This window comes from Halovalidus salilacus, assembly GCF_031852275.1.
Taxonomy (GTDB): Archaea; Halobacteriota; Halobacteria; order Halobacteriales; family Natrialbaceae; genus Halovalidus; species Halovalidus salilacus.
Window position 1 is genome coordinate 1,943,762 of record NZ_CP134700.1, and the last position, 16,493, is coordinate 1,960,254.

General features: G+C 68.5%; 14 protein-coding genes. 3 read left to right on the forward strand and 11 right to left on the reverse strand.

Going from position 1 to position 16,493, the window contains the following annotated elements; translation table 11 throughout:
* Nucleotides 1-179: 179 nt before the first annotated feature.
* Nucleotides 180-821, reverse strand: a complete 642-nt coding sequence (locus tag RJT68_RS09590; protein WP_407040133.1) for a uracil-DNA glycosylase family protein — start codon at nt 819-821, stop codon at nt 180-182.
* Nucleotides 822-893: 72 nt separating this feature from the next.
* On the reverse strand, nt 894-1,733 hold the full coding sequence (locus RJT68_RS09595) for a helix-turn-helix domain-containing protein (protein WP_407040134.1): 840 nt from the start codon (nt 1,731-1,733) through the stop codon (nt 894-896).
* Between the two features lie 510 nt (nt 1,734-2,243).
* Between RJT68_RS09595 and RJT68_RS09600 the strand changes: the two genes are divergently transcribed.
* The gene (locus tag RJT68_RS09600) at nt 2,244-2,768 is read left to right on the forward strand and encodes a metal-dependent hydrolase (protein ID WP_407040135.1); all 525 of its coding nucleotides are present in this window, start codon (nt 2,244-2,246) and stop codon (nt 2,766-2,768) included.
* 63 nt (nt 2,769-2,831) lie between these two features.
* On the opposite strand, the gene RJT68_RS09605 is transcribed toward RJT68_RS09600, so the two are convergent.
* The gene (locus tag RJT68_RS09605; RefSeq protein WP_407040136.1) at nt 2,832-3,701 is read right to left on the reverse strand and encodes a COX15/CtaA family protein; all 870 of its coding nucleotides are present in this window, start codon (nt 3,699-3,701) and stop codon (nt 2,832-2,834) included.
* Nucleotides 3,702-3,851: 150 nt separating this feature from the next.
* Here RJT68_RS09605 and RJT68_RS09610 point away from each other — a divergent pair, with 150 nt between their 5' ends.
* Nucleotides 3,852-4,991, forward strand: a complete 1,140-nt coding sequence (locus RJT68_RS09610; RefSeq protein WP_407040137.1) for a M24 family metallopeptidase — start codon at nt 3,852-3,854, stop codon at nt 4,989-4,991.
* Between the two features lie 352 nt (nt 4,992-5,343).
* On the opposite strand, the gene RJT68_RS09615 is transcribed toward RJT68_RS09610, so the two are convergent.
* The 4 genes from RJT68_RS09615 to RJT68_RS09630 all read right to left on the reverse strand — a co-directional run bounded on the left by RJT68_RS09615 (nt 5,344) and on the right by RJT68_RS09630 (nt 11,263).
* Nucleotides 5,344-6,078 (reverse strand): helix-turn-helix domain-containing protein, encoded by a 735-nt coding sequence (locus RJT68_RS09615; RefSeq protein WP_407040138.1) that lies wholly within the window; start codon nt 6,076-6,078, stop codon nt 5,344-5,346.
* Between the two features lie 171 nt (nt 6,079-6,249).
* Entirely contained in the window at nt 6,250-7,338 is a 1,089-nt protein-coding gene (locus RJT68_RS09620; protein WP_407040139.1) for a glutamate--cysteine ligase, read from the reverse strand.
* A gap of 250 nt (nt 7,339-7,588) precedes the next feature.
* Complete coding sequence (locus RJT68_RS09625; protein ID WP_407040140.1) at nt 7,589-9,535, reverse strand: MEDS domain-containing protein; 1,947 nt, start codon at nt 9,533-9,535, stop codon at nt 7,589-7,591.
* 138 nt (nt 9,536-9,673) lie between these two features.
* Nucleotides 9,674-11,263 (reverse strand): fatty acid--CoA ligase, encoded by a 1,590-nt coding sequence (locus tag RJT68_RS09630; RefSeq protein WP_407040141.1) that lies wholly within the window; start codon nt 11,261-11,263, stop codon nt 9,674-9,676.
* A 260-nt stretch (nt 11,264-11,523) separates the two neighbouring features.
* Between RJT68_RS09630 and RJT68_RS09635 the strand changes: the two genes are divergently transcribed.
* Nucleotides 11,524-12,690, forward strand: coding sequence for a zinc-dependent alcohol dehydrogenase (locus RJT68_RS09635; RefSeq protein ID WP_407040142.1), 1,167 nt, complete (start codon nt 11,524-11,526; stop codon nt 12,688-12,690).
* A 15-nt stretch (nt 12,691-12,705) separates the two neighbouring features.
* Here RJT68_RS09635 and RJT68_RS09640 read toward each other — a convergent pair whose 3' ends face one another.
* The 4 genes from RJT68_RS09640 to RJT68_RS09655 all read right to left on the reverse strand — a co-directional run bounded on the left by RJT68_RS09640 (nt 12,706) and on the right by RJT68_RS09655 (nt 16,343).
* Entirely contained in the window at nt 12,706-13,392 is a 687-nt protein-coding gene (locus RJT68_RS09640) for a fibrillarin-like rRNA/tRNA 2'-O-methyltransferase (protein WP_407040143.1), read from the reverse strand.
* On the reverse strand, nt 13,385-14,299 hold the full coding sequence (locus tag RJT68_RS09645) for an NOP5/NOP56 family protein (protein WP_407040144.1): 915 nt from the start codon (nt 14,297-14,299) through the stop codon (nt 13,385-13,387). The genes RJT68_RS09640 and RJT68_RS09645 overlap by 8 nt, the downstream gene beginning before the upstream one ends.
* A 60-nt stretch (nt 14,300-14,359) precedes the next feature.
* Nucleotides 14,360-15,481 (reverse strand): DUF63 family protein, encoded by a 1,122-nt coding sequence (locus tag RJT68_RS09650; RefSeq protein WP_407040145.1) that lies wholly within the window; start codon nt 15,479-15,481, stop codon nt 14,360-14,362.
* Nucleotides 15,482-15,542: 61 nt separating this feature from the next.
* Complete coding sequence (locus tag RJT68_RS09655; RefSeq protein ID WP_407040146.1) at nt 15,543-16,343, reverse strand: inositol monophosphatase family protein; 801 nt, start codon at nt 16,341-16,343, stop codon at nt 15,543-15,545.
* Nucleotides 16,344-16,493 lie beyond the last annotated feature (150 nt).

A 16,493-nucleotide genomic window follows, 5' to 3' on the forward strand; every position in this document is an offset into this window, starting at 1 on the left:
GTGAACGTTTTGTCCGCGATCCGACGGCCGACCGCCGACCGTCGTTCGACGATGTAACCACCGACGGCCACCGGGCGCCCGTCGCTCGTCGATCCGGCCACCGGGCGCCCGTCGCTCGTCGATCCAGCCACCGGTGCCCGATCGACGGTCCGTCGGTGGTCGTCGACGGTCGTCCGTCCTCACCCGACCAGCGTCGCAACGCCCTTCGTCTGGCGATAATCCCGCGAGCGGATCGCATCGAGGCGATCCCGAATCGCCTCGCGATCCTCACCGTCGTCGTCCCACTCGGACGGATCGCGGATCGGGACGACCAGGAATCCCCTACCACGGACCTCTCGCGCGTGGAGGCGTTCCATCTCGAGATCGAGTCGGTGGCGCCGCGTCGTGTACTCGGAGAGCACGTGGTCGGTCGCCCGCTCGCCCACCGGCAGGAGGATGTGGGCGTTGATCGCCCGCAGTTCGGCGTCGAAGAAGGGTTCGTGCCGAGCGTACTCCTCGGGGGTCGGCTCGTGACCGTCCGGGAGCCGCGACATGTGGAGGTAGCTCAGGAAACAGTTCTCGAGGGTCGGTCGGTCCCGCGGACCGGTCGCGAAGCCGACGTCGCGGAGGACGTCCTGGATCGCCTCGCCCGATTCGGTGCCGGTGAAGGGGACGCCCGTCGCTTTCCCGCCGTGGACGCCGGGGTGGTCGCCGATCACGTGGAAGTCGGCGTTGGCGTCGCCGTACCCGAAGACGGCAACCGGCCGGTCGTCGTCGGGATCGGCGTCGATCGGCGGGCGCATCCCGAACGGGTTACTCGACCTGTCGGTGACGTTCTTCACGAACGGGAGAATGCGGTGGCGCACAATAACGGTCGCGGTCGGTCGCAGAGCCGAGAACTGGCTCGCAACGTGCTACTCGGCGGAATCACCGGACGCGCTCGCGTCGGCCGGGTCCGAATCGGATTCCGAGCCCGAACTCGTACTCGAGTCTCCGTCCGAATTCGAGTTCGTCGTCGGGTCCGGGTTCGCACGCGAGCGCGAACCGTCGGCCGAGTCCCCGGTGGCGACCGACTCGAGATCGGTCGGCCGACCCGTCCAGTCGGTTCCCCCGTCGAGGCCGACCGCGAGGGTCGAGTCGATCAGCGCGGAGAGCCCCCGGCGAAGACGCTGGGAGACCGCCGAGTCGGAGATGCCGAGTCGGTCGCCGAGTTCGACGAGAGTCGTCCGTCGGGGGACGTCGAAGTAGCCGACTTCGTGCGCGGCGACGACGAGGTCGCGTTGGGGCCCGGTCAATCCGTAGCGACGCTCGCTGTTCGGCGCGACGGTTTCGTGGAGTTGCTCGAGTTCGACGGCGATTTCTCGCTCGACGCAGGCGGCGTAGAACGCCGAGAGGTGCTCGTAGCTCGGAAAGCGAAGGCGAAACGTCCACCGGTCGACCGTTCCCACCGCGCTCAGGACGATCGCGTCTGCGTCACGGATCGACTCGAGGACCCCGTTGACGTCGTCACGCCACTCGAGTTTCACGAGCGCGTGATCGTCGACCTCGTCGATGACGGCGGCCGATTCGACGGAGGAGCACTCCTCGAGGGCGTCGACGACCGATGCCGTCGTCGGAACCCACAGGTACGGGATCACCTCGGCGCTCGTGGGGACCGTCGTCTCGACCGAAACCGTGGCGTCGGGGTCGGACTCGAGCGCCGCGCCGAGCGGAAACGCGGTCGCCGGGACTGCGACGGTCGCGATGACGCTCATCGACGCTGTGACCCCCGGGTTTCGAACGAGGCGCGAGCGTCCCCACCGGGAACCGGATCGGCCGTTCGCGTCGGCCGGTGAGCGCGTGGGGACGACGCCTCCGGTGGTCCGTTCGGAAGCCGATCCAGGGCGTTCGGGAGGCGATACGGGAGGGACATCGGTTTACATCGGTCTCGACGTGCCATAACTCGACCAACGTAGTATCACAACAACAGAAATTAATAAAAAGTAGGTCCTTAGATATCGAAGTCCCTTAAATAGGGTCGCGTCGACTCCCCTCTCGGCGAATCGTGGATCCCCGCCGTCGAGGGCGACGGATCGACGCTCGCCGGAAGCGGGTGGCCGCACCGCCCGCTTTTCGCCGGAAAATAGAACCGATCCGAACGACCGCTTCGGGCCGTTTGCGGGTCGGAGAAGGACGGGGAGAACCCGCGATCCGCCCGAACTACTCGGCTGCTCCCCGGGCGAACCGCGGAGCACTTATGCGGATCGCCGCCTTCTCCTCGAGTAATGTACCAGCTGGGGCACTTCGGGGTCGCCCTGCTCGCGTACGCCCCGGTCGGCGCGGGCGTCGCGATGGCCGGGTCCGAAACGCTCGCGCTGCTGGGCGCGTTCGTCTGCGTGTCGCTGTCGACGCTCCCGGACTGCGATAACGACCTTCCGATGGTCGACCACCGCGGGCCGACCCACACGGTCCTGTTCGCCCTGATCGTCGGCGCGGCGCTGGCCGGCGCGGTCGCCACCGTCGGCGAGCCGATCCTCGCGGCCGCCGATCCGGAACTCGGCGTCGAGGGCCTCGAGTACCGGCCCGCGTACGCGTCCTTCTTCTTCGCCGTCGGGATCCTCTCGATCTGTTCGCACCTGGCGGCCGACGTCATCACGCCGATGGGAATCCGCCCGTTCTGGCCGATTTCGAACCGTCACTACACGCTGCGAGTGACTCGGGCGGCGAATCCGATCGCGAACTACCTCCTGTTCGGATTCGGGCTCGGCGCGACGGCGCTCTCGGCGTGGTTCGTCGTCACCGTCGGCTGACCGACTGGAGCGGACGAACCGTCTGACCGTCACGGACGCGAGAGCGGCGACCGTGGGGAGGAACTACGCCAACTGGCGAGCCGTCGACGCGGCGCGACGGGTGAGGACCGCGCCGGCGACGAACACGAGGAAGAGGACGGCGGCCGCGCCGAGGTAGAGGACTTCGATCGCGGGATTGGCCGCCTGCCTCGCGAGGTACGCCGTGACGACCGCCACGATCGTCGTCACCCCGAGCAAGCCGACGATCCGGGCGTCTTCGAACTCCCACCGCCCCACGAGGAGTGCGACGACCGCGGCCGCGAGCAGCACGAGCGTCACGCCGTACTGGGCGGTCTGCATCTCCGGCGACTGACTCGAGAGGTCGCCGACGAAGGCGGGGCTCAGGGCCGCGTGAAACGGCACCGCGAGGGCCCCGAGAGCGAGCGCGCCGGTGACGTGAGCGGTCGAGAACGTCCGTTCCCAGGCCAGCACGGTTGCGGCGACGAACAGCGTGAAGATCGTGATCGCGGTCCAGAAGTGTAGCGACAGGATCGGGAGCGCGTACTCGAGGACGGTTTCTCGGCCCAGGTAGACCTGCACCGGCGTCAGGGCCATTCCGAGCACGACGAGGGCGGTGATCCGCCGGTCGACGGTGGGGCTCCGCCAGGCGGCTACCGCCGTACCGATGATCGCGAAACCGGCGAACATCGCGACGAAACGGTGGAACCACTCGTAGAAGCTCGGCAGGTTCGCCGGGAGGAGGTTGAACGGTCCGGCGTCGCACTGCGGCCACTGTGCTTCACACGCGAGTCCCGACCCGGTCGCCTTGGTCGCGACGCCGAGCAGGATCGTCGCCGAGACCAGCACCAGCGTCGTCGTCAGCAGGTGTCGAAAGTCGAACCGAGCGAGCAACGAACGCGCATTCGAACCGGACGTCTGATTTTCGTACGACACGGGATCTCAGCGGTGGCTTAGGAGTCGCCGTACTTATGTGAACCGTGTCGTTCCGAGTCCGCGAGAATCGGCGGAAGCGATGGCCGGAATCGTCCGGCGGTTTCGAGCGGCGTCCGTCGGATTCAAGAACCGGCCTCGCGACCACCCCCTATGGAAACGGAACGACTCGAGCGCCTCTCGTCGTATCTCGAGGCCCGCGACCTCGAATCGGTCTGGCTCGCCCGGCCAAACGCCTTCGCCTGGCTCACCGGCGGCGACAACGTCGTCGATCGAGCCGCCGACGCCGGCGTGGCTGCGATCGGATACGACGGATCCGACCTCCACCTCGTGACCGACACCATCGAAGCCGAGCGCATCCTCGCCGAAGAGCTGCCCGACCTCCGGGCTGCCGACGGGATCGACGTCGATGGCGGGCAGGGATTCCGCCTCGAGACCTATCCCTGGTACGAGGCCACGCTCGCCGAGGCGCTGGCCGAGTACGCGCCGAAACCGGCGGCCGCCGATATCGACGTCCCCGACAGGGAGTTCGAGACGGTCGATCCGACGCCGCTCCGACAGCCGCTCACGGAGACCGACGTCGAGCGCTACCGCGACCTCGCCCGGGAGACGGCCGCCGCCGTCGAGGCGGTTTGCCGCGAACTTCTCGCGGACGACATGGAGTACGAGGTGGCCTCCGCCCTCTCGGTGGCCCTGACCGCCCGGGAGATCGAGGCGCCGGTCGTCCTGGTCGGCGGCTCCGAGCGGGCGACCGAGTACCGCCACTACACGCCCACGCACGACGAACTCGGCGACTACGCCCTCGTCTCGGTGACGACCCAGCGCCACGGCCTCTGCGCGAGTTGCACCCGGACCGTCGCCTTCGATCCGCCCGGGTGGCTCGAGGAGCGCCACGAGGCCGCCGCGCGCGTCGAGACGTCCGCCCTCGCCGCGACGAAAACGGCGGCCGCCAAGGGCGAAACCGCGGGCGACGTCTTCGGCGAGATTCAGGAGGCCTACGCCGCGCTCGGCTGGAAAGGCGAGTGGGAGCGCCACCACCAGGGCGGGGCCGCCGGCTTCGCCGGGCGGGAGTGGATCGCCACGCCGGACCACGACGCCCCCGTCGCGACGCCGATGGCCTACGCCTGGAACCCGACCGTCCAGGGTGCCAAGAGCGAAGGGACGGTCCTCGTGACCGACGACGGCTTCGAGCCCCTGACCGACACCGGAAATTGGCCCACGATCACCGCTCGAGCCGTCGACGCGGACGTCGAACTCGAGCGCCCGGGGATCCTCGACGCCGATTCGTCCTGATCCCGTTCGAGTCCGCCTCTCCGTCAGCCGACGTCTCCCCTCGAGACCTCGAACTCGACCTCGTCGCCGGGTTCGAACTCGAGGGTGTCGCCGCGGTCGTCACAGTGGACGGGGACGGAGACGTCGGCGTCGCCACCCGTGCCGGACTCCTCGTCGGTGACGTTTCCACTGGCAACTCGAGGGCGTCTGTGGATACCACAGGACCGTTTCGGGGAGGTGGCCCTCCAGGGCTGTTCAGGCGAGAGACACGGTCACGGCGGATGACGTCGGCCGGCGTTCCGTCGCGTACGCGGCGACCGAGTATTGGAAGCGCAACCGAAAGCCGAACCGGGTACGGAGGCCGCTTCCGACGTTACGCGTCGTCGTCCGTCGAGCCGTCCTCGCCGTCGGCGTGATCGTCGCCGTCGGCGGCATCCGACCCCGTATCGGTCGACGCCGGATCGACGTCGTCGACCGTGATCGTGACCGGTTCGACGGGTTCCTCGAGGTCCGCGTCGGACCCCTCGCCCGGTTCTCTGTCGAGGATCCGATCGAGGGTGAAGATGGTGTTGAGTTCGCGCTGGACCTGGTCGACGACCCCGCCGACGAGTTCGCTCGGCTGGATCGCCGTGTACTCGTAGGGGTTGTTCCCCGCGCCCTCGCTCTGGCGCTTCTCCCGGCTGACTCGGGTTTCGTCGTGAAGCTCCGCCAACGCCTCGCGGACCGTGCTCGGGTAGAGGCCCGTGCCCGTCGACACCTCCTCGGAGGTGCTGCCGGGATTGGCGAGCAGGTAGACGTAGATCTTGGCGCGGGTCTCCGTGTCGAGGATCCACGACAGCAGGTCGACGATCCGCTGGTCCACCCCTTCGACGGCCGCGCTCCGACCCGACGGCGCGTCGGCGTTCTCGAGGGTCACCTCGGAGTCGACGTCGTCACCGTCGGGGTCGATCGCACCCCCGAAGTCGCCGTCACCGTGGTCGCCGTTCCCGTCGGCCTCTCCCCTGCGACTCTCGCCCGGCCGGATTTCGCCCTCCGCCTCAGCATCGTCCGACGACGCGTCCGCGACGGCGTCGTCGGGTCGATGCTCGTCAGTATCGTCTGAAACCATGTGTCCTCTTACCGTTGTGAAAGCTTCCCGAGAGGATAAACCTTTGCGGGGTTGTGGGAGTCGAGCGTCGGGCCTCGCCGCGTCCGCTCGGAGCGAATCGCGTCGCCACGGACGCTCGGTCGCTACGATCGCCCCGACGTCGGCTCGAGGCCGCCGCTGCGAACCGGAATCTCAGCCCGCGCGCAACAGGAGCGACTCGCAGAGGGCGTCGACGCCCTCCTGCTCGCGAATCCGTCGCTGCCGGCTCGCGCCGCTCTCGCGCTCGTAGACGCGTTTGATTCCGTCGACGCCGAGGCGCTCGCACTCCCGATCGACGAGTTCCCCCAGGTCGACGGTGTCCTCCATCTCGCGGTCGATGAGGCTCGCCTCGTGGCCGTAGCGCATCGCCCGCCACTTGTTCTCGTCGAGCAGTTCGCGTCGGTGGTCCCGACCGTACCCCGGTGCGCCGTCCTCGTACTCCTCGGCGAGGGCGGTGACGAGCGCGTGGGCGTACTCGACGAACGCCAGCACGACGTCCGGATCGGCCTGTCCGTCCGGCGTCCGTAGCTCGACCGTCCCGTGGGCCGTGTGCGGCCGGACGTCGTACCAGAGTTCGCCGCGATCCCGGATCGACTCCGTCTCGAGCATCCGCCGCTCGAAGCGGTCGAACGCCGCGTAGTCTTCGAAGTAAGTCGGCATTCCCGTGTTCGGCAGCGCCTCGAAGATCTTCGCCCTGGCCGACTCGAGGCCGGTGTCGAAGCCGTTCCAGTACGGCGAGTTGACCGACAGCGCGAGGATGATCGGGACGTGCCACCGGAGTTCGTTCGCGATCCAGACCGCCTTGTCCGCGTCGTCGACCCCGACGTGGACGTGGACCCCCGCGGTCGTGTTCCGGTGCTGGGGGTACTGGATCCGATCGAGTTGCGATCGGTAGCGCGGCTTATCGGCGTGCTCGAGTTCGCGCCACTTCGCCAGCGGGTGGAGACCGGCGGCGGCGATGCGGTAGCCGTGTGCCTCGGCGTGGTCGACGAGCGCGCGGCGAACCTCGAGGAGGGCCTCTTGCGCCTCGGTGGGCCGCTCGATCAGCGGCGTCTGGGTCTCGATGACGAATTTAAAGAGTTCGTGATCGAGGCGCCCCTCGAGGATCTCGGGCGGGTCGTGCTCGTAGACGAGTTCGTCGGTCCCGCTCGTCGGGCGGCCGCGCTCGTCGACGACGAAACACTCCTCCTCGATGCCCAGCGTGCCCATCCGCGTGAACGATTCCGGCGACCCGCGTTCCATCGTCACACGGTTTCGGCCGCGTCGGTAAATACAATTTGGACTGAAAGCCCCCGGCTGGCTCCCGAGGGGAGCCAGCCGGCCCCTTTCATTCCCGCCCGCCGCAGCCTCACCCTCCCCAACCGACTCGCACGACGTCGACTCCGCCGCCTCGCAGTGCTCGGCGGCTCCGCCAGCGCGCGCCTGCGGCCGAAGATTAGGTAGAGAACAGCAGAGGTAGAGAACAGCAGACGAACGGTCGGCGACCTACGCCTCAGTTCGTCGCCGGCAGCGTGAACGAGAACGTCGAGCCCTCACCGGGCTCCGAGTCGACCCAGATCTCGCCGCCGTGGCGCTCGACGATCCGTTCGCAGAGGGCCAGCCCGATACCCGTGCCGGGGTACTGCTCGCGGCCGTGCAACCGGTCGAAGACGTCGAAGATGCGCTCCCGGTCGTTCGGATCGATGCCGATCCCCTCGTCGCGCACCGACAGCACCCACGCGTCGTCGTCGCGCTCGGCGTCGACGTGAACCCGCGGCGGCTCGTCTCCGCAGTATTTGAGCGCGTTGTCGACCAGGTTCTGGAACACCTGTCGAAGCTGGTTCCCGTCCGCCTCGAGGCGCGGGAGCGAGCCGCTCGAGATCGTCGCGTCGGTCTCCTCGATCCGCACCGAGAGATCCTCGAGGACGTCGTCGAGGACGAGTTCGAGGTCGATCGGTTCGAACGGATCGCCGCGCGTTTCGACCCGCGAGTAGGCGAGCAGCCCCTCGATCATGTCGCGCATCCGGTCGGCGCCGTCGACGGCGAACGCGAGGAACTCCTGACACTCCTCGGAGAGTTCCTCGTCGGCCCGACTCTCTACGAGCTGGAGGTAGCTCGAGACCATCCGCAGGGGTTCCTGGAGGTCGTGGCTGGCGGCGTAGGCGAACCCCTCGAGGCGCTGGTTGGACTTCTCGAGGCGGTCGATCGTCCGCTCCAGATCCCGCTCACGCTGGCGTCCCTCGAGTTCGTACTTGAGCCACTGACCCATGAGTCGGTGGAAGGTGTACTCGTCGGGCGTGAACTCGCGTCGCCGCCGCTCGGAACTCACGAAGAAGAACGTTCGATCCGGTCCGCCGTCGACTTCGATGAACGTGCCGAGGTACGTCTCGAAGCCGAAGTTTCGACGAACGGTGACGTGTTCGTAGCCCTCGGCGTCGGGATCAGTGACGCTGACGGCTCCGGGCCCGTCGACGGCCTTCTCACAGAAGGTCTCCGACAGCGGCAGGATCACGCCGGGTTGCACGTCGTCGTGGTCGCCGCTCGTGTACTCGATTTCGCAACGGTCGGCCTCGGGATCGACCCGCGCCATCCCGCCGAGTTCGAGGTCGAACCGCTCGATGCCGAGGTCGAACATGGCCTGCAGTTTCTCCTCGAACGATCGGCCCGGGTCGGCGGTGATCTCGTACTGCGAGCGCAGCGACTCCTCGCGTTCCTGGAGTTCCACCTTCGCTTCGGTCCGCGAGCGCAGCGTTCCGAGCATGCGGTCGAGTTCGTGCTCGGGCTGGTTCGGTCCGCAGAACTCCTCCGGCGGAACGTAGTAGAAATTGTGACAGACGGTGGTGTCGGAGATCAGGTGCGGGTGGACCCGAACGACGTTGCAGAGGACCTCCGCGGGGAACTCCCGGCGGTCGTACTGGCAGACCGCGATGGCGTCCTCGCCGTCGAAGATCTCGTTCACCCGGCTCTCGTAGGCCATGCACTCCTCGGTCGGCACGTCGCCGTCGAGGATCCACGACATCTCGGCGGCCAGCCGGAACGCCTCGTACTCCGCCGACGTCTCCTCGATGGCCTCGGCGTACGTCTCCATCATCTTCTCGGTGTCGAAGGACCCGCCCTCGAGGTAGGTCTCCTCGAAGGTCGCGAAGGCGAGCGAACCGGCGTCGACGGCCGCCTCGACGTCGATGCCCTCCTCCGCCAGGGCTCGCCGAACCGCCGGAATCGACTCCGGAGCGCCGGCGTAGAGGCAGTGCTCGCCCCGCTCGAGTCCCTGGCGAAGGAACGGAATCACGGTGGCGAACTGCTCCTCCCGGCTCTCGTAGATCAGCGCGAAGTGGTCGTTGCAGTACTCGCCCTCGAGCGATTCGACCGGACCGCGGAAGTCGGGGCTCGCCTGCAGGGCCTCGAGGGGACGACCGAGGCTCAGAACGTCGTCTGTCGTGGGGGAAATGGGCTTACTCATGGGGACCTCGAGTGGCGGCTAACAACGGGATAACGACGTCAGCACGAATAAGGGCCGCGGTGAGAACAAACCCTCCGCCGGTCGCCGTGCTCCGCGAAACGCCCGATCCGAGTATCGTCGGTCGCTTTCAGGGGTGGATCACGACGTGATCGGGTCGGGCTCCGGTTCGTCCTCGCCCTCGTCCTCCCGGAGTTTGAACTTCTGGACCTTTCCGCTGGGATTCTTCGGCAACTCGTCCACGAAGTAGTACCTGCGCGGTCGCTTGAAGTCGGCGAGGCGGTCGCTCTCGAGGACGAACGCGTCGAGTTCCTCGAGAGCGGCGTCACCGACGACGTACGCGACGACCACCTCGCCCCACTCCTCGTCGGGTTCGCCGACGACGGCCGCCTCCTCGACGTCGTCGTGGTCGAACAGGACGTCCTCGACTTCGGCGGGGTAGACGTTCTCGCCGCCGGAGATGATCATGTCGTCCTTCCGGTCGACGACGAAGAGGTAGCCGTCTTCGTCGCGGTAGCCGAGGTCGCCGGTGTAGTACCACGTCTTCCCGTCGGCCTCGCGCAGCGATCGCTCGGTCGCGTCCGGCCGGTTCCAGTACTCGCGCATCGTACACGGGCTGGCGATCAGGATCTCGCCGATCTCGCCCTCGTCGACCGCGTGCTCCGGGTCGGCGTCCGGTTCGACGATCCGCACGCGGTGGTTGAGGCCCGGAAGTCCGGCCGACCCCTGCTTCGAGAGCTGATCCTCCGGGGGCTGGAAGACGCCCGCGGGGCCGATCTCGGTCATCCCGTACGCCTGGACGTAGTCCTCGCAGAGGTGCTCCCGGCAGTTCTCGAGCACCCGTTCCGGCATCGGGGCCGCGCCGTAGAGGCCGAGGCGGAGCGAGGAGACGTCGACGTCCGCCCCGGCGGCGGTCATCGACAGGGCGTTCCAGGCCGTCGGCGCGCCGAAGAGCACCGTGACGCCGTGCTCCTCGACCGCCTCGAGCGTCGCCTCCGGATCGAATTCGTGGTGTATCACAGACGTCGCACCCCGGTGAACGCGCGGGAAGAGGTTGCAGTGGAGTTCCGCGCAGTGATACAGCGGCATCACCGACAGCCCGACGTCGTCGCGGGTGAGGTTCATCTCCGCGACGCACAGGAGGTCGTGCTCGACCATGCTCCGGTGCTCGTGGACGACGCCCTTCGGTCGACCCGTCGTCCCGGAGGTGTACATGAACGCGTAGACGTCGTCCTCCTCGACGGTCACGTCCGGGCGCTCGGCGGATCCCGACCCGAGCAGGTCGTAGAACCCCGTGGCGTACTCGGGCACGGACGTTCGGTCGTCGTCGACGAAGACGTACTCGTCGACGGTCTCGAGGGCCGGGCGGGCCCCCTCGACGGCCTCCCGCGTCGCGGATTCGAAGAGCACGACCGTCGCTTCGGCGTCGTTCGCGATGTACTCGATCTCGCCCGCCGGCAGGCGGAAGTTCAGCGGCGTGAACACGGCGCCGATCTTCGCGCACGCGTACACGGTGAGCGCGATTTCGGACCCGTTGTGCAACACCGTCGCCACTCGATCACCCTTCTCGACACCGCAGTCGAGCAACGCGTCGGCCAGGCGGTTCACCCGCTCGTCGAACGCCGCGAAGGTCCATCGCTGATCCTTCCGGGGATAGACGATCGCGTCCCGGTCGGGGTGGCGTTCGACCGTCTCCTCGAGCGTGTCGCCGATCGTGGGGTGTATTGACATACCGCGCTAGCGTAGAACGACCGTCGGTATAGGTGTTGGTGACCATCGTCCGATCGTGGCGTCGGTGGCCGCGGAGGATCGCATTTCGGCTCTTGCACCCTCAGGGCCCAGCTTTACTCGCCGACCGGGTGCAGTGTGACCGGTGATCGAGTGATGACTGACGGACACGCCGTCGGATCGGCGCGGTCGGCGTCGTATCGAGGCGAAACCGAGGGCGCGTTCGGGAGACCGACGCGACCCGACGAACGCGGGGGGCAGCCGTGAGGGCGCTCTGCTGGCACGGCGAAAAGGACGTGCGCGTCGAGGAGGTCCCCGAACCGGAGATCGTCAACCCGACCGACGCGATCGTCGAGATCACGGCCACCGCCATCTGCGTCTCCGATCTCCACCTCTACAACGGGAACGTGCCGGGCATGCGAGAGGGCGACGTGCTCGGGCACGAACCGATGGGGCGGGTGGTCGAGGTCGGCAGCGAGGTCGAAACCCTCGAGGAAGGCGACCGCGTCGTCGTCCCCTTTACGATCAGCTGCGGCTCCTGCTGGTTCTGCGAGGAGGACCTCTACTCGCTGTGTGACAACTCGAACCCGAACGCCGAACTCGCCCGGAAGATGATGGGGCAGTCCCCCGCCGGCCTGTTTGGCTACTCCCACCTGCTCGGGGGCTACGCCGGCGGGCAGGCGGAGTATCTGCGAGTGCCCTACGCCGACGTCGGGCCGATCCGGATCGACTCCGACGTCCCGGACGACCAGGTGCTGTTCCTCTCCGACATCTTCCCGACGGGGTACATGGCCGCCGAGAACGCCGAGATCGAACCGGAGGACACCGTCGCCGTCTGGGGCTGCGGTCCGGTCGGCCAGTTCGCGATCCAGAGCGCACGGCTGTTCGGCGCCAACCAGGTCGTCGCGATCGACCGCGTGCCCGAGCGACTCGAGATGGCGCGCGAGCACGGGAACGCCGAGACGATCGACTACGAGCACGAGGACGTCTACGACCGGCTGATGGAGATGACCGGCGGCCGCGGCCCGGACCGGTGCATCGACGCCGTCGGAACGGAGGCCCACGGCACGGGCCTGGCCGGCGTCACCGATCGGGTGCGGGAGGGGACGAAGCTGCAGGACGACCGCCCGTACGTTCTCAACGAGGCGATCAAGTGCTGCCGGAAGGGCGGCACGCTCTCCGTCCCCGGGGTCTACCTCGGTCGCGCGAACGTCACCGTCGGTCCGCTGATGAACAAGGCCCTGACCGTGAAGACGGGACAGACGCACGTCCAGCGCTACCTCGGTCCCCTCCTGGACCGGATCGAATCGGGCGACGTCGACCCGTCGTTCGTCGTGACCCACGAGGTGGGACTCGAGGACGGCCCCGAGATGTACGAGACGTTCAATCGGAAGGAGGACGACTGCATCAAGGTGGTGTTGCGACCGTAGTCCGAAGAGGGGCCGTCACCGCGGGCGGGCGACGATTCCCAGGTGGTCCGCGTGGTACTCGTCGAGGCGCCGCGACTCGAGCACCTCGTACCCCTCCTCGAGTTCGTCCCGGACCTCGGCGAACACCGCGTTCGGGTCGCGCGTGACGTCCTCGCTCCGAGCCTTCACCGCGAGCAGGAGGCGCCCGTCGTCGGCGAGGAACCGTCGGTTCTCGATGGCCACGCGGGCCTGACCGCGCGTGGCGACGTCCTGGACGACCGCGTCGACGTCCGACTCGACCACGTGGGCGTACGTCTCGGGCTTCCGAGCGTCCTTCAGCAGGGGGAACAGCCGCGGTCTCGACTCGGCCGCCGAGAGCAGGTCTCGAGCGGGCCGGGCCGCGAACTCGACCGCGTAGGTCGGCCCGGCGAAGTCGGCGACGTGGCTCACGGTCGTTCCGCTCGCCGCCCCGAGGTAGAGCACCGTCTCGTCGTCGCCGCCCTCGAGTCCGAGGTCCAACCCGAGCGCGAGCATCGCGCCGAGCTTCGAGCGGTGGGGATCCCACGCGCGCCACTCGCCGTCGGTGGGCTCGCCGTAGACCGGTTCGCCGCGGGTGGCGAGTCGCTCCCGTCCCCCGATCTCCCGGCGTTCGACACCCTCGGGGAGTAAGGCTTCGCCGCCCCCAGTTCCGCCCCCGTCTCCCTCTTCACCTCCGTCACTCACCGTCACCACCTCCGGCGGACTCCGCGTCCGACTCCGCGCGCGCTCGAATCGTCTCGAGGCGGTCGACGAGTTCGGCCTCGAGTTCGGGCTTCGGCTCCCCCGAGTAGTGATCCACACGCGCGGCGATCGAGAGTTTGCCCGCCAGCGCTCGAGCGGCCGACCCGCGGTCCTCCCGGCGGGTTCCGCGCACCGCGTCGTGCGTGTAAATGATGCCGTGCTTCGGCGAAGGGGCGTGCCCACGGAGGTGGGCGAACAGCGCGTCCTCGGCGCCCAGGACCTGAACCGTTCCGCTGGGTTTCTTCGCCAGGCGCTCGAGGCCGCCAGCGAGCGAGATCAGCCGCGCGGCGAGCACCGGTCCGGCGAGGGCCGCGAGGTTCGGCGCGACCGTCGGCGTCCGCTCCTCGACGAACGCCCGGAGGGCCTCCGCCTCGTCGGCGAGGGCGACGACCCGTTCGGCGAGCGATCGGACCGGATGGGGGATCGACGGCTCGTCTCGAGCCGCCAGATCGCGGGCGTACTCGATCCCCGTACCGGCGTCGGGGTCGACCGTCCCGGCCCACTCGGCGAGGCGCTCGGCCAGTTCGTTCGCCGTCCGCGCGCAGTCGTCCATCGCCCGCACGGCGTGGACGAGCTGGCGGTCGTCGGCACGCTCGCGCGATTCGACCGCCGCTCGAGTCGCGGCCACGGTCGCCTCGCGGAGCGCGTCGTAGTAGTCGTCCTCGTCGTCGGCGAAGCCCGCCTCGACGGCGAGTTCCGGCCACGCGCGGGGCTCGTCCGCCTCGCCGTCGCGGACGCGGGCCTCGAGACGGTCCGGGTCGTCGCGGTCGAGAACGGGCCGGGGGTCCCCCGCTCCCGCACCGCCGTCCCCGGTGTCGATGTCTGCGAACCACCCGTCGGTCTCGGTCATGTCCGATCGTTTCCCCCGGGACCGATTAAAGGCCGCGTTCCCTCGAGCGGCGAGTACCGCTCAGACGCCGAACGTGGCGCGCAACATGTCCCGCGTCCCGGGCCCGAGGCCGACGGCGACGACGGTGACCAGTAGGAGGGTGGCGAAGCGGGGGTTCTCCTCGAACAGGGTGTCGTCGAAGAGCCAGATCACCGCCACCGGGACGGCGAGTTTCACGAGGAAGAACGTCCAGGCGGCGCCGGTGACGTCGGTGACGGCCGCGGGCAGGACCGCCTCGGTGATGGAGACGATCGCCTCGTTGGCCGGGTGTTTCGGGCTGTAGCGCAGGTCCCACAGGTGGGCCCAGTCGAGCATCAGCCAGTTGGCGGCGCCGTCGATCGCGTGGGCCCAGATGACGATCACCCCCATGAGTCCCGTTCCGACGTTCACCTCCGGCTCGAAGCGCTCGATGGCGACCCAGACGATCGCCGTGGAGACGGTCGCCACCCCGACGACCAGCGCGAGAATCGACGGGTTGAACCCGACGTACGTCTCCGTGACGGCGACGTACCCGAGGTAGCCGAACGTCGTCCCGAAGGCGAGCGCGCCGAAACCGGCGAGTGGGTACTCGTACCCCGAGACGTACCCGTTTCGATCGAGCCAGATGGAGACGACGAGGGCGACGAGCGTGATGAAGAAAACGGTGAAATATATCAACGGACTGATCAGGAATCCGACCCAGGGCATCGGGATGACCAGGTCGCCGGTGACGCCGAATGTGGTCGCGTTGACGTCCTCGACCACGCGGAGGGCGCCGCCGAACAGCACGAACGGGAACAGGGCGAAGAAGCCGGCCCGGTAGCGCCGGACGTCGAGCCACCGGATGAGGTAGACGATCCCGATCAGCAGGAGGATGAGCGTCGGAATGTACCCCGCGTAGGAGACCGGCGTGTACCCCGGCGCGGCGGTGGGGCCGGCGCCGGCCGGCGCGTCGGCGCAGTTGACCTGCTCGCCGCCCGCCCAGGCCACGCAACTCCAGCCGTGGGCGTCGGCGACGACCGGCCCCCAGAAGTACTGCCAGACGAACTCCACGTACACCCGCTGGGGGAACGCGATCGAACCGACGACCAGCGCGGCGACGAGCGCGAGGACGGTCGCCGCCCACGCGCGTTCGGGGCCGATCCGGTCGATAACATCGTCCATACGCCAGTCTGGTAGCAGCGGCCGCTTACCGTTTCCGGTTTCGAATCCGATGAACGTCAGGTCACTCGACGATTTCTCGGGCCGCCTCGAGGACCGCCTCGTGCATCTCTCCGTTCGAGGCCACGAGCCCCCGGCTGTCGTGGCGCCATCGCTCCCCCTCGAGGTCGGTGACGGTGCCGCCGGCCGCCCGGATGGTTCCGACGCCGACCAGGGTGTCCCACGGGTGGGAGACGATGTCGGTGAGCGCTCCCTCGAGTCCGCCCGCGGCGACCAGCGCGAGTTCGTACTGTGCGCAGCCGTACCGGCGCATGTCTCCGAAGCGGTCGACGATCGCTTTCGTCGCGGCGGCGTAGGCGTCCCGCTCCGCGGCGGACCACCACATCGTCGGACAGACCGCGCAGGCGTCGGGATCGTCCCGGCCGCTGACGGAGATCGGGTCGTCGTTCAGAAACGCGCCGTCGGAGTCGAACCGGTAGGTGTCCGAGAGCGCCGGGAAGACCGTCGTTCCGGCGATCGGTTCGCCGTCGAGGACGGCCGCCACCGCCGTCCCGAACGTCGGAATCCCGCGGACGAAGTTACTCGTCCCGTCGATCGGATCGACGACCCACGCCGGCCCCTCCTCGGGAACCTCGCGGCGCACGCCGTCCTCCTCGCCCACGATCGGCTCGTCGGGGTGAACCTCGCCGATCACCTCGGCGACCGTCCGCTGGGCATCCCGATCCGCCTGGGTCACGACGTCCGTCTTCGCCCCCTTCGTCTCGACCTCGAGCGCCGACCGGAAGGAGTCGATCGCGACCTCGGCGCCGGCGGCGGCGGCCCGCGACGCCAGGTCACCCCGTCGTCGCACATCGCGTTCGTTCATCGACGGGAGTGCGTCGGCCGACGGAAAAGCGCTGGCGGTTCGCGGTCGACCCTCGCGGGGGCAGCACGAGCGATATGGCCGCCAGCCCGTCGTGGATGACGAATAATGAAAACGTTGATGTGATCCGATTAGCATTGGTTAGTCGTCCGG